Here is a 13,007-nt window from a genome sequence, read left to right as displayed (position 1 = left end):
CTGACCTCCTTGGTCATATAGTAAATCAAAGGTATAAGATTTGTAAATATTCAGAAAAGTCCGAAAAAAGAGAAAAAATCTATTTTTTCTGCGTCTTTCGCGATATTTCGTTAGCTTTCCTTATTTTTCTACAAAAAATTGTCCAGATATCGTTGAACCCCAAGACTATTTAGTTATGAATTGGTATAATTAAACTGAAAATGTAAACAACTTATTGGAACGAAGTCACAAACAATCGAAACGCGGAAGGTCATGAAGATGAGTGTAATAAAGGATTTTTTGCTGCAGCTGATGCTTATCGCACTACCCACGTTTACTTACCATACCTTCTTTGCGGAAAGGTTTAAGGATCATAAAAATGAAAAGCTAGTTATGTCAGCCTTATGGGGTATAGCTGTCATTTTTTGCATGTCCTTTCCAACGATCTTTGGTCAAGGCTACCGATTGGATATAAGGATTATTCCTGTCTTGCTTGGAACGTTATACTGTGGATATAAAACAGGTATATTTTTAACGTCTCTTGTCATCGTTTATCGGTTTTATATGGGAGACGACTTGGGATTTTATATTACGGTTCTTGCCTTATTATCCGCGGTGCCTGTGATCATACTTTTTCAAAAATCGTTTGACAGATCAAAAAAAAATAAAAGGGTTTACATGGCAGTAGTACTCTCTTTATACTCCACGATTGCAGGAATTGTTTGGTTTTGCATTGTAAGAGGTTTTACGATAGAAAGTCTAGTAGTACAGGGCATTCATGTCATTTTTATAGCGGTGTTTACTGGTTTTTTCACCATTTTAAACGAAAATATCAGGGAGATTCACCGGCTGCGATCAGAGATACAAAACTCGGAGAAGCTACGGGTTATTAGCGATCTAAGCAGTGTTTTCGCCCATGAAATCAGAAACCCTATGCAGGTTGCTCGAGGCTTTCTACAGCTTCTCCATGCACCTGATTTATCTGAAAAGAAAAAAGAGTATATCCAATTATCCATCGAAGAATTAGATCGTGCCAACGAAATTATTAACGATTTGTTGTTATTTGGAAAACCGACAACGAACATTTCTCAAAGAATAGACGTAGGGCATCAATTACGACGCGTTATCAAAATGATTGAAACGTATTCCATATCCCATGATGTCATAATGAAAACGAATATTAGTGATGACTGTTGGATTTATGCTAATTCTCAAAAATTGAACCAATCTCTTATTAATATTTTGAAAAATGCGATTGAATCTATGCCGATGGGTGGAGTGGTTTGGGTCAATTGCAGCCCAATAGGTGATGAGTATATTGAGATTAGTATTAAAGATCAAGGAATCGGGATGACAAAAGAGCAGATTGCTCGACTTGGATCTCCGTTTTATTCCCTAAAAGAAAGCGGAACAGGATTAGGGATGATGGTTAGTTTTCAAATTATCCGGTCTTTTGAAGGAAAGGTAAGAGTGAGCAGCGAAAAAGACATAGGAACGGAATTTTCTATTATGTTACCGAAAGTAAAATAAAGAAATGGATATGACTCTTTTGTTTAGGATGACCTTGAGATATGATAAAATGGTAGGGATTATTTACCATTATAACACTATAAATGACAGGGAGAAGGAGTAACAAGATGGACTATGTGAAACTTGGATCTACCGGCATGGACGTTTCGAGGCTTTGCCTTGGCTGCATGAGTTATGGGACTCCCGAAAGAGGTTCTCACGCTTGGACACTGAACGAAGAACAGAGTCGGCCGTTCATTAAGAAGGCGTTGGAGCTTGGGATCAATTTCTTTGATACGGCGAATGTATATTCCGACGGCACAAGCGAGGAAATTGTCGGACGAGCCTTGAAGGACTTCGCCAAGCGAGACGAAGTGGTCATAGCGACCAAGGTACATGGCCGCATGCGGCCCGGTCCCAACGGTGCGGGGCTTTCACGTAAGTCCATCATGAGTGAGATTGATAAGAGCCTTAAACGTCTGGGTACCGATTATGTCGATCTCTATCAGATTCACCGCTGGGATAATCATACTCCGATCGAAGAGACGCTTGAGGCGCTTCATGACGTCGTGAAGGCCGGCAAAGCACGTTACATAGGAGCTTCCTCAATGTATGCTTGGCAATTCCTCAAAGCCCTTCATATTGCCGAGAGCAAGGGTTGGACACGTTTCGTTACGATGCAAAACTATCTTAATCTACTGTACCGTGAGGAGGAGCGTGAGATGCTGCCTCTTTGCCGGTCGGAGAAGATCGGTGTGATCCCTTGGAGTCCGCTTGCGCGGGGAAGACTGACACGGGATTGGGTTGAAACCAGCGCACGTTCGGAAACGGACGAGTTCGGTAAATCGCTCTATGCAACAACAGCTGACGCGGATCGCAAAGTCGTTGAACGGGTGGCGGAGATTGCGGCGAAGCGGAACGTTCCGCGTGCGCGGATTGCGCTCGCATGGGTGCTGCAAAAGGAGCCGGTCACGGCACCTATCATCGGAGCAACCAAGGAGCATCATTTGGACGATGCGATCGCCGCTCTTTCGATCAAGCTGACGCAGGATGAGATTGAGAGCTTGGAAGAGCCTTATGTTCCACACCCGGTCATGGGCGGATTAAATTAAAAGTATATCACTGCTTATAGAGGAGACATCTTTACAGGTGTCTCTTTTTTGTATGTTGCCATTTCATCAGTTTAGTTATATACTAACGTTAAGTTTAGAGCTAAACTGTTTGGGTAAGGATAAGAAAGAGAGGTGATACGAGTGTCGGAGAACAGCGAACTCAATGCACTAACCAAACAGGACGAACGACGAGGGATTTTGTTGTGGTTCCGGCTGTCCCGTTTTTATAATCAGAGTATCCGTGAAACCAATCATCACTTGAAAAAATGGAATATGACAGCAGCACAGTTTGACGTGCTTGCCCAAGTTGGTGCGGCGGGACGCATTACGCAGCAGGAGCTGGCCGAGAAGCTTGTTGTCACCAAGGGAAATATTACCCAATTGATTCACAAAGTGGAGGAGCTTGGCTGGATCGAACGCGAGCAAGATTGGAAGACGAAGTACGTATCGCTTACAGAAGCCGGCAAAGCTTTGTTTGATGATGTGGTTCCGCTGCAAGAACGGTTCCAGGCTGCTCAATTCGGCAAACTGAATTCATCGGAACAAAAACAATTGGTTGCATTGTTAAAAAAACTGCAATCGTGAAAGGATGGTTAAGCATGAACGTTAAAGGCATTCATCATTTATCCGCAATGACAGGAAACGCTCCGGGAAATTTTAAATTCTACACAGAGGTACTCGGTATGCGGCTCGTCAAGAAAACGGTAAACCAAGACGATACAACCGCTTATCATTTGTTTTATGGAGACGAGAGAGGGAATCCGGGGACGGAGCTTACGTTCTTTGATTTTCCAGGGGTCGGCCCTACGAGCCCAGGTATAAGCAGCATCTCGGGCACATCACTGCGTGTACCGAGTGACGCCGCACTTCGTTATTGGATTGAGCGCTTTACTGAACATGGCGTAAAGCATTCAGCCATTACCGAATTTGCAGACCGTAATGTCATTTTCTTCGAGGATCCTGAAGGCCAAAAGCTAGCGCTTGTATCCGATGAGACAAATGTGGGCGTGATAGGTGGTATTCCATGGGATAAAAGCCCGGTACCGGCTGAATTCGGCATCATTGGATTAGGCCCCGTGAAGCTTACCGTAAGGAAGCCGGATTCAACCCTGGCAGCGCTTCGTCTTATTGGATTTACGGAGAAAAAACGGATTCCCGCACTTGTGGAAGGACAGGACGATATCATCATCATGCAAACGGGAGAAGGAGGGTCTGGAGCGGAAGTACAGGTTGAGCCGCGCAGCGATCTCCCTGTAGGACGTCAAGGCAAAGGGGGCGTTCATCATGTGGCTTTCCGTGTGGAAGACAAGCAGGAGCTTCTGTCCTGGATCGAAATCTTGAACAAAGCAGGATTGCCAAACTCTGGATTTGTGGAAAGATATTATTTCCGTTCCTTGTACTTCCGCGAGCCGAACGGTATTTTGTTTGAACTTGCGACCGATGGTCCGGGATTTGCTACAGATGAACCTTACGAGTCTTTAGGCGAATCCCTTGCCCTGCCGCCGTTCTTGGAGAATCAGCGCAAGTCGATTGAAGAGAACCTGAAGCCGCTGGAAACTAAGCGTTAATATAAAATGAGATGGTACCCAAAGGGAGTCCCAAGGCTTTATTAAGCTTTTGGGACTTCCTTTGGATAGAACGGGAAAAGAGCTTCCTTGACGGTTCGTGCTTATGAGACCGCACTTGTAATAACATGTATGTTTTAAAGAGATACTACCAACAACCTCCAGCCTATCTTCATATAGCGGAATGAATGGTGAGTATACGTGAACTTTAAAGCATCAGGAATGATTAAAAAGGTATTGCGAATTAGCATTCTTCTCGGGATTGCGGGATTTATCACCTATGTGTTGGCTTATTTCGGATTGCATCGCGATAGCGATGGAAGCTTTATGCTGACTCCCAATTTCTCCTACCGTACCGATGTCGTTGTGGTCGGCACGGAGCTGGAGGGGATGTATTTGGCTCAAAGAGCGAAGCAGGAAGGGCTTAATGTACTCATATTGGAAACCAAGAACCATTTAGGCGGCCAGCTTTTGCAGGGAGAGATGTTCTATCTGGACGGGACCTTTGACGATCAGGGCAGCTCCTTGGTCCAAGGCGGTATGAAGGAACTGTTTCGCCAATATGAACTTGGAGCTATTCGGAAAAAGACGCAGTTCGCTCACTATTTTCATCGTTTGATTGACCGGATTCCGATCGAAAAGAATGCTGTGATCGAGGATGTGCAAGCAGACAAGGGCAAGATCGTTTCTATTCAATATGTAAACCGGCACGGGATGAAAAGAGCAGTGTACCCTCGCTATGTCATTGACAACTCGGATGACGCGGCTCTGATTCGTAAGCTGAACATAGAACCGCTTCCGGGGCTGGAGGCTCTATATGGAGGGCAGGAGCGGGAATACATGAGCGCCACCTTTATGATGCGTTTCAAGGGCGTGAATTGGCATCGATTTTACAGCCACTTTTGGGAAATGGATAAGCTGGATCGGGTGAACCGTTACGGACCCGAAACGTATGTCGATTCCAATCTCGCCTACGGTTTTCCTCCGATCGTTTCGGCTTACGAGTTAAAAAACAAGGAATGGCTTAACTTGCGTGGACTCAATATCATCCATCAAGGTGAGGGAGAAATCGTTATCAATGCTTTGCAGGTGTACGGGGTAGATCCCAGCCGGACGGATACGATAGAGAGAGGGAAGCGCATCGCCAAAGAGGAGATATCGTCCATCCGAGACCACTTGCGTAAGCAAATCATCGGTTTTGAAGGTCTTGAGCTCAATGGGGAGCCGAACTATTTATATGTGAGGGAGTACAACCATTACCCGACTGAATATGTCATGCAGGCGACCGATATGATGAGCGGCAGGATGTTCTGGGATAACGTCAGTATCGGCGGATATTTCCTTGACATTCAGGGTTCGCGCTCGAACAGGGAGGGCCTCGCTGTGGGGAAGCCGGATAAGTACGGCATTCCACTTCGTAGTTATTTATTAAAAGACTATGACAACGTTATAACGGCAGGAAAATTGGTAGGAGCGTCGGCGGTCGCTTACGGAAGTGCTCGTATACAACCGAACGGTGCGTTGGCGGCCGAGGCGATCGGCGTGCTGATGGCGCAATTGCAGGGGCGGAGCCTCAAAACGGTGAGCAGGGAAGAGATGCAGTGGTTGCATTACTACATGGATAATACCTATCACATAAAGCTGCACCCTCAGGAGTCTACTAACAAAGTCGAGTACCTGTCCGAGCAGGAAAAGGCTGATCTGGATCGAGGCCTCGTTACGCTTTTACCGGGGAAAACCGTAGCGAGGCATTTGCCTTTTATCCGTTTACGGGTGGATGGTCAGCAAATGCATTTTCAAGGCATTAAGCCAGTCATGATCCAAGGGATGCCGTGGGTTCCGCTTGGGCAAACAATGTCTCTGCTGGGTGCGCAGGATGTGCGATACGACGGGGAGAACAAAAGATTAACGTACAGGGTTCAAGGGGAAGCGAGATCCGTGGAATCACCTCCTGTGTATGTGTTGAATAATTTTGTGTTGGTGGAATGGAGAGCGGTGGCGGAGGCACTCGGGTACCTCTGGACATGGAGTGAAGCAGAGCACGAAGTGACGGCTCATAAATAACAGGGGACAAGAATCGCATCAAGTGAATAGGGTGGTCGGATACTGTTGTCCGGCCGCCCTTAGCCTGCTCTTCTAATCATACTTGGCATCATCAATTCTGCTTTTATTATCAACAATGAGTTCCGCTTCGGTTTCAAAATTCAAATGAAGCGGCGTTGGTAGCAAATCGAGAATATCCTGAATCATAGGCTGCTCTAAGAATTCCTCGAGGGTTTGCGGTCGTGGATTTAACCCATCGGCCCACTCACGTACCGTATCAATAAACAAATAAAAAGAAGATTCAAATTCATTCGCAGTCGATTCTGCTTCATCGTTATTGGAGCCCGACATGGAGTTCCAGTTTCTTATTGTTATGTTTAGTGCCTGTTCAACCTTCGCATTCATCTGGTAACCTCCTATAATGGGTATGTGTCATCCTTATTTTCACCATGATATAGTATACCAGACTTGTTTAACAATAATTTTTATGTTCAAGCCGAAGCTTTCACAGTAAAATAGAATGGGATAACCATAACAGTCTGGTTGTTAAGAGATCAGGATGTACTTAAACTTCGCTTGATAATTTACATTACAAGAGGTGATTTTAATGGGGAACTGCAATATCGATCATTCTCAAGAAGATGTGATTCAAAAACTGGATAGTCAACAAGATTTTTTGCCGGAGCCGATGGGTAAAGAGCTGCATCGTTTTCTAGAAAGCCAGCACTCACAACAAACATTAAACGAGCTGTTTCACCTTCTGAAAAAATATGATCTAGCGTCTTATGAAGAGCGAGAAGAGAGAAATAAAAAATTGCTGCAGCTTATAGGCTAACTGAAAGGATGAGGGTGGATCATTGGCCCTCGTCTTTTTCATGACCACTTACACATATAACGACACAATAAAAACATAGAATATATTACTTACTTTTTAATACATACTTCCTAAATTTACCGAAAAGAGTCATAATAGACAAATAGCATTGGATACGAGTTTGATTCATACGAGAGGTGGGTCCATATGAGTGAGGAAATAAAAAAAGAGCATGGGCCGGACTTTGAGTTCGGCATTTACACTTTCGGGGATTTGTTTGCTGATCCTCAAACAGGTCAGACCATCAGCGCCCGGCAGCGTCTGGAAGAAATCGTGGCGGCGGCTAAGCTTGCCGATGAGGCGGGTTTGGATGTCTTCGGCTTCGGTGAGCATCACCGGTTGGATTTTGCGGCCTCTTCCACACCGGTTGTTTTAGCGGCCATCGCCCAGGTTACTAAGCGCATTCGGTTGACAAGCGCTACGACGGTACTTAGCACCTCTGATCCCGTGCAGGTGTTCGAAGATTTCGCGACCTTGGATTTGATCTCCAACGGCCGGTCCGAAATCATCGCCGGACGCGGTGCATTCGTTGAGTCTTTCCCGCTATTTGGATACAAACTGGACGATTATGAAGAGCTGTTCAAGGAGAAAATTGGGCTCTTGCTTGAACTGAGTGAGAAGGAACGTATAACTTGGAATGGCCGATTCCGTCCGGCCTTACATGATGCGGAAATTGCACCGCGCCCCATCCAGGATCCGTTGCCGATCTGGATCGGGGTAGGGGGCACCATGGAGAGTGCGGTACGGGCCGGCAGGCTGGGGAAAGGTATGGCGATGGCGCTGCTCAGCGGAGATCCGTCCTTTTACAAACCACGGGTCGAGATTTATAAGCAAGCATACATGGAAGCAGGACATCACCCAGCTGGCCTCAAGGTGTCCGTCAACAGTCACGGATATATAGCGAAGACATCCCGGCAGGCATTGGATGAGTTTTACCCCTACTATCTAAATTATTGGGGACCCCTCATGCGCGAGAGAGGACGTAATTTTAGATTATCCCGAACCGAATTCGAGCCATTCGTTCGTCCTGAAGAAGGTCTGGCCGTCGGCAGTCCAGAGCAAATCGTTGAGAAGATCCTATATCAGTATGAGATGTTCGGACACCACCGTTTCGTTGCCCAGATGGATATCGGCGGGCAGCCCTTCTCCAGAGTCGCTACAGCAATCGAGCTTTTGGCCACGGAAGTCGCTCCGGCGGTTCGGCGTGAGATTAGCCGTCGGACAGCAGGAGCTCGCAAAGATAGCTAGGTGAACAAAGGGAGAGGTCACTTCAATGTGATCCCTCCCTTTATTTATTGATATTTGAGTTTTATGGATTGTTGTGGCCGATGGGGAGTGGCGACAACCCTTTGCCCGCAGATACACGTGCGACGCCTTCCTCACAAACCCCGTACGGCTGCCACGGGCAGGAACCGCATATTAGTGGAATATCTCCAGGCACCATATGCTTTTCCAGAAGCTGCAGTATTTCCTGCCACGAGATGGAGGTACCTGACATTAATCCGAGCCGCGCCAACACCGTGTCATCCCGATCGTGCACACTTTTCGTATCACAGTGATTGGGCTTGTCCAGCGGATAACAGCTGCAAAGATCATCGGCTCCGCGAACGAGCGTCACCATGGTTGCCGGGTTATTTCGAAGCTGCTCGTATACGGCCGTCATATTGATGGCGAATTCAGGAGAATAGCCCATTCCCCGAAATCCTAATAAGCAAAGTAAATGATGTCCACGCAGTTGAATGCTCATGGGCCCTCCTTTTCAGACGTATACGCGAATACCTATAAGTATGATGACAAAGATGATGCAAATGAGCAGAGCCAGCTTACTGGTCCGTTCTTCGGAATTAAGTCTGGGCAGCGGTTGCGGAGATTTGGTCATGTATCCCTTCAGCTCCATTGCCAAAATAAGTTCCTCTACCGCTTGAAATAACGCGATAAGCAGCGGAATGACAAAAACGGGGATATCTGCCATAGAGATTTGTCCACGTCTGGCCATCCGCTTGCCCCGCGCTTTTGCGATCATGGCAAAACGCTCTGTTTCTTCAAGAATTAGAGGGATGAAGCGCAGCATCAGAGAAGCGGCTAATGCCAACATCTCAGTCGGGACCTTCAAGCGCTTCAGCGGACGGAGTGCGATCTCAAGCCCTTGCTTCATGCTGGAAGTGCTGGTAGACAGGGTGAACACAAGGCCAATTAAAGTAATTTCAAAGAATGTTGTTAATCTCCGCAATGTCTCCAAGGCGAACGTGTAGGAAAAATCAAATCGATTAGTCCATTCGATACCTTGCGCGAAGCTGATTTGAACGCCAGATATGAAGGCTGCAACCGCCATGAAAAATAGAAGTGGATAGGCTAAACGCTTCAGCTTCCGCCGATCCTCTGGAAGCAAGAAGGCTGTGCATCCCGCTGCAAACAGCAGGGCAACCCATAAGCCTTCCCACCGTGTCTGAATAACGATCCCTACGGAAATCAGCATATAAATGAGCCATTTGAGCTTGGCATCCATACCGTACACAAAGCTTCTCCTCAGTGAGTCGGAAGCTTGGCGCTGCGGCTGAGCAGGCGGTTCATACCTTATTGGCTGGGTGTTTTGCCGTTGAGTTTCTCCAAGCTGCTGTGACGTACTCATGTGGCTCGCCAGTATTCCCGCTATTTGCTCGGGTGTGAATGCGCCTGCCGGAACGAGAAGACCTGCTTCGCGTAGCGATTCCGAGAGCTCCATGACTCCGGTGAGGCCAATCCCGGCTTGTACCAACAAATGCGGGTTCATGGCGAGTTCCTCGGGAGTCAGACCGGCTACTACTTGCCCATGCTCCATGATGAGCACCTTATCCGCGATCGGTAGAAACGTGTCCAAATCGTGAGTCACGAGTACGACACCGCGTTGCTGCTTCCACTCGGCAAGCTCTTCCTTCAGCCGGGCCACCGATTTGCTGTCTAAGCCGGCTGAAGGCTCGTCGAGCAGCAGCCAGGGTGCCTCTGCCGCCATAATCGAAGCCAGAGCAACCCGCCGCTTTTGTCCTCCGCTAAGTGTAAAAGGGGAGAGGGCAAGATAGGATGTCGGGAGACGTTGACCATCCATTGCGGCGGCGATGCGTCGAAGCTTTTCCGGTTTGGGTAGGCGGTACGCTCTGAGCGAGTAGTCAAACTCTCCCTGGACCGTACGAGCAAACAACTGATGCTCGGGGAACTGGAAAGCGAGGGCATTACGAAGCAAAAGCGATGGGTCAACCTTTCCCTTCTTCCATAAAGGGAGGTCATCGTAATATACATTGCCTTCGCCAATCTCCGACAAGCCGGCCAGCGTGCGGAGAAGAGTTGTTTTACCTGAGCCGGCCTTGCCTATCACTAGCGTAAGCGTCCTGTCTTGTATCGAGCAATGGATGTTGTTCAAAATCGTGCGGGAGCGTCGGTGGTCCGCATATACCGTCAGCCCGCTTACGTTTATTGGCATAATGACCTCACGGCCTGACTTAATTGTTGGGGGAATAAGGGCCGGATAGGCAGCTCATGCCCGAGTTTAAGCAGGGCGCGGACGACTCGAACGACATCCGGCGGGTCGAACCCAAATTGCTCGCAAGGGCTCGGTAGGTCGGGATGGCCCTCGCCGTAAAAAAACAGCTCGCTCGTTCCGTCGAAAGCGACACGTCCTTGATCAAGCAGTAAAACCCTCTCGGCATAGCACAGCTCCTCCATCCGGTGAGTTACCCAGACGATCGTATGACCCGATCTATGGAGCTTGGCGGTTGTCTCCAGTACGGCCTTGCGGGAGCTTGGATCGAGCATTGAGGTGGCTTCGTCGAAAAGGATGGAGTCAGCCCCAGCGGCCAAGCAGCACGCCATGTTCAAAAGCTGCTTTTGTCCGCCAGAGAGTGGTTGGACCGGAGCATCAAGCGGTGCTGATAAACGGACCTCGTTCAGTAGGTCCAGCATGTGGGCTTCCTTATCCTCTTGAGATCGATCATAGGATTCCGGCATGCTTAAATCGATTTCCTCATATATGGTTTCACCAAGGATTTGTGTTTCCGGATTTTGCAGCACCATATGCACCGTATGACCCTCGGTGACGATCCGTTGGCCTTCTGACACCGGACTAAGCCCCGCAAGAACTTTGGAAAGTGTGCTTTTACCGCTCCCGTTATCACCGACCACGGCAGTCCACGAGCCTTTAGGCAGCTCCAAGGAGACCTGCTGCAGGGCTGGCAGTCTAGATAGGTCTCCCATATAATGGACGGTTACTTGCTCAAGCTTGAGAACAGATGGAGTAATATATATCATTGCTCTATCATTTCCTTTTTTGGCATGCTATAATGCGGAATGTTAACCTAACATATGAATATTTAGTTGACAATCAAATTAAATATTACTGTATCATAAGGAAGGGAAGTAATACAATTGGCAAAAACGTTAACCTTAAGAGGCGTTGCATTTAGCTCCTTATTCGCTGCACTGGTCGTTGTTTTCGGTTATGTGAGCATTCCGCTCGGCTTTACCCCGGTTCCGATCACGCTGCAAACGCTGGCTGTCATGCTGGCTGGAGGGCTGCTTGGGGCGCGTTACGGGTTCTTCAGCATGATGATGATTGTTGTGTTGACTGCACTCGGCTTTCCATTGCTTCAAGGTAAGGGCGGCATACCGGCAATTCTTGGCCCTACCGGCGGCTACGTGGTCATGTGGCCGATTGCAGCGCTCCTCATCGGGCTCTTGGTGAACAAAGTGCGCAGCAACGGGTGGGTCGGTTACGTGCTCATTTTTCTGATCATGGCATGCTTCGGTTCTTTGCTCTTATATGTGTCCGGGGTTCCATGGCTTGCCCATGTGGCAGGCTTCTCGATGTCCAAAGCTCTGGCAGCCGGTTTTTATCCGTATATTCCGGGGGACATCATCAAAGCCATAGCGGCCGCTATCATCACCGTTTCTTTGCGTCAGGTATTCCCTCAAGCCCGGTTGACCGGACATGGACATTACGCCGTTCGCCAGACCACATGGAAATAAGAACAAAGCTGCCTGACTTGGGCAGCTTTTCCTATGTTCTTGAATAAGACCGATGCAAGCTCCTTAAACCACTCTCCATAAAACCATCTTATTGAAAAGAGGGCTTGTTGTCCTTAGCGGGTATCTTATCAGATAACAAGCCGACCACGTAGACGCCAAAAGCGCTAAATGCAGTAAGAATCAATGAAAACAAGGTCTCTGTTCCTCCGATGATGAAAAGACTCAGCGGATATACCGAGGAATCGATGACAAATATGGATTTGCTAAGAGAGATTCCGTAACGCAAATGGATCATCTTGCCGAGCAAAGAACCACCGCCTAAACTGGCGTTCAATTTGGCGAGGATACCTAAGGAAACTCCCATCCAAAACCCGCCAATGATACTGCCGATCCAGATATTCTGGACGCCAAAAGGGATGATATAATCCTGCAGTAATCCAACGGCTAAGGAAAATACGATCATGCTTACCACCGATTTGAAAAATAAATGGCGATATTTAAAAAAGGCGAAAATGAAAAGTGGTAAATTGAATAGCAAGAGACTTAATCCGATATTCGTCTTAAAGATATAGTAGGATATTTGGCTTAAACCTGTAATCCCACCGTTCATAATGTGGTTAGGAACGGCAAAGAGCAGATTTCCAATGGCATATAGAAGGATTGCTGCGAATAATAGCACATAGCGCATAGATACACCATCCGTAATTTGTTTTATGTGCTATTGTAGCATATTACGATTCAAGTTTGTGGAAAAAGCTTAGTCAGATGCCGCGAACCGGTCCGACTAAGCTTTTTTGTTGTTGAAAATATATCGGATGATGCGAGCCGTTTTTTTGCCGCCTGGAATCCTGATCAGCAATACAGATCGGCGAGGTCGGTTTTGTTTTCGCGGTCTATCCATGAACTGTTCCAGTGTCATTGATTCTTTGC

The 13,007-nt window shown here is 47.5% G+C and carries 13 protein-coding genes; 8 read left to right on the top strand and 5 right to left on the bottom strand.

All coding sequences use genetic code 11. The annotated features are described in order from the left end of the window. The first annotated feature begins 258 nt into the window (after positions 1-258). From JOE45_RS04725 to JOE45_RS04705, 5 genes are all read left to right on the top strand, one after another. Positions 259-1,509: an ATP-binding protein gene (locus JOE45_RS04725; protein WP_210021287.1), complete on the top strand. Its 1,251-nt coding sequence runs from the start codon at positions 259-261 to the stop codon at positions 1,507-1,509. Between the two features lie 107 nt (positions 1,510-1,616). Then, complete coding sequence (locus JOE45_RS04720; RefSeq protein WP_210021288.1) at positions 1,617-2,600, top strand: aldo/keto reductase; 984 nt, start codon at positions 1,617-1,619, stop codon at positions 2,598-2,600. A gap of 141 nt (positions 2,601-2,741) precedes the next feature. Continuing rightward, positions 2,742-3,185: a MarR family winged helix-turn-helix transcriptional regulator gene (locus JOE45_RS04715; protein ID WP_210021289.1), complete on the top strand. Its 444-nt coding sequence runs from the start codon at positions 2,742-2,744 to the stop codon at positions 3,183-3,185. 14 nt (positions 3,186-3,199) lie between these two features. Beyond that, positions 3,200-4,168: a ring-cleaving dioxygenase gene (locus tag JOE45_RS04710; RefSeq protein WP_210021290.1), complete on the top strand. Its 969-nt coding sequence runs from the start codon at positions 3,200-3,202 to the stop codon at positions 4,166-4,168. A gap of 198 nt (positions 4,169-4,366) precedes the next feature. Continuing rightward, positions 4,367-6,229, top strand: a complete 1,863-nt coding sequence (locus JOE45_RS04705; protein ID WP_210021291.1) for an FAD-dependent oxidoreductase — start codon at positions 4,367-4,369, stop codon at positions 6,227-6,229. A gap of 72 nt (positions 6,230-6,301) precedes the next feature. Here the strand turns inward: JOE45_RS04705 and JOE45_RS04700 are convergent, their stop codons facing one another. Beyond that, the gene (locus JOE45_RS04700; RefSeq protein ID WP_210021292.1) at positions 6,302-6,613 is read right to left on the bottom strand and encodes a hypothetical protein; all 312 of its coding nucleotides are present in this window, start codon (positions 6,611-6,613) and stop codon (positions 6,302-6,304) included. Positions 6,614-6,815: 202 nt separating this feature from the next. Between JOE45_RS04700 and JOE45_RS04695 the strand changes: the two genes are divergently transcribed. After that, positions 6,816-7,043 (top strand): group-specific protein, encoded by a 228-nt coding sequence (locus JOE45_RS04695; protein WP_210021293.1) that lies wholly within the window; start codon positions 6,816-6,818, stop codon positions 7,041-7,043. Positions 7,044-7,229: 186 nt separating this feature from the next. Next, on the top strand, positions 7,230-8,330 hold the full coding sequence (locus JOE45_RS04690; RefSeq protein WP_210021294.1) for an LLM class flavin-dependent oxidoreductase: 1,101 nt from the start codon (positions 7,230-7,232) through the stop codon (positions 8,328-8,330). Positions 8,331-8,391: 61 nt separating this feature from the next. Here JOE45_RS04690 and JOE45_RS04685 read toward each other — a convergent pair whose 3' ends face one another. The 3 genes from JOE45_RS04685 to JOE45_RS04675 are packed head-to-tail and all read right to left on the bottom strand — an operon-like array spanning position 8,392 to position 11,360. Further along, positions 8,392-8,829 carry a DUF1284 domain-containing protein gene (locus JOE45_RS04685; RefSeq protein WP_210021295.1) on the bottom strand — a complete coding sequence of 146 codons (438 nt, stop codon included), beginning with the start codon at positions 8,827-8,829 and terminating at the stop codon, positions 8,392-8,394. A 12-nt stretch (positions 8,830-8,841) separates the two neighbouring features. Further along, the gene (locus JOE45_RS04680) at positions 8,842-10,536 is read right to left on the bottom strand and encodes an ATP-binding cassette domain-containing protein (RefSeq protein WP_210021296.1); all 1,695 of its coding nucleotides are present in this window, start codon (positions 10,534-10,536) and stop codon (positions 8,842-8,844) included. Continuing rightward, on the bottom strand, positions 10,527-11,360 hold the full coding sequence (locus tag JOE45_RS04675; RefSeq protein WP_210021297.1) for an energy-coupling factor ABC transporter ATP-binding protein: 834 nt from the start codon (positions 11,358-11,360) through the stop codon (positions 10,527-10,529). Before JOE45_RS04675 ends, JOE45_RS04680 begins: the two co-directional genes overlap by 10 nt. Positions 11,361-11,477: 117 nt before the next feature. Here JOE45_RS04675 and JOE45_RS04670 point away from each other — a divergent pair, with 117 nt between their 5' ends. Continuing rightward, positions 11,478-12,077, top strand: coding sequence for a biotin transporter BioY (locus JOE45_RS04670; RefSeq protein WP_210021298.1), 600 nt, complete (start codon positions 11,478-11,480; stop codon positions 12,075-12,077). 88 nt (positions 12,078-12,165) lie between these two features. Here JOE45_RS04670 and JOE45_RS04665 read toward each other — a convergent pair whose 3' ends face one another. Then, a complete protein-coding gene (locus JOE45_RS04665) occupies positions 12,166-12,765 on the bottom strand; it encodes a YitT family protein (protein WP_210021299.1) in 600 nt (199 codons plus the stop codon). Between the last annotated feature and the right edge of the window lie 242 nt (positions 12,766-13,007).

Origin of the sequence: Paenibacillus sp. PvR098, assembly GCF_017833255.1 — a bacterium.
In the GTDB taxonomy this organism is placed as follows: domain Bacteria; phylum Bacillota; class Bacilli; order Paenibacillales; family NBRC-103111; genus Paenibacillus_G.
The sequence above is the reverse complement of the archived record's forward strand: the minus strand, read 5'-3'. Positions and strand labels throughout refer to the sequence as shown.

Coding starts and splice junctions, on each gene's coding strand:
- JOE45_RS04690 (WP_210021294.1), top strand. CDS start 7,230: ATGAGTGAGGAAATAAAAAAAGAGCATGGGCCGGACTTTGAGTTCGGC.
- JOE45_RS04665 (WP_210021299.1), bottom strand. CDS start 12,765: ATGCGCTATGTGCTATTATTCGCAGCAATCCTTCTATATGCCATTGGA.
- JOE45_RS04675 (WP_210021297.1), bottom strand. CDS start 11,360: ATGATATATATTACTCCATCTGTTCTCAAGCTTGAGCAAGTAACCGTC.
- JOE45_RS04695 (WP_210021293.1), top strand. CDS start 6,816: ATGGGGAACTGCAATATCGATCATTCTCAAGAAGATGTGATTCAAAAA.
- JOE45_RS04725 (WP_210021287.1), top strand. CDS start 259: ATGAGTGTAATAAAGGATTTTTTGCTGCAGCTGATGCTTATCGCACTA.
- JOE45_RS04710 (WP_210021290.1), top strand. CDS start 3,200: ATGAACGTTAAAGGCATTCATCATTTATCCGCAATGACAGGAAACGCT.
- JOE45_RS04680 (WP_210021296.1), bottom strand. CDS start 10,536: ATGCCAATAAACGTAAGCGGGCTGACGGTATATGCGGACCACCGACGC.
- JOE45_RS04720 (WP_210021288.1), top strand. CDS start 1,617: ATGGACTATGTGAAACTTGGATCTACCGGCATGGACGTTTCGAGGCTT.
- JOE45_RS04685 (WP_210021295.1), bottom strand. CDS start 8,829: ATGAGCATTCAACTGCGTGGACATCATTTACTTTGCTTATTAGGATTT.
- JOE45_RS04700 (WP_210021292.1), bottom strand. CDS start 6,613: ATGAATGCGAAGGTTGAACAGGCACTAAACATAACAATAAGAAACTGG.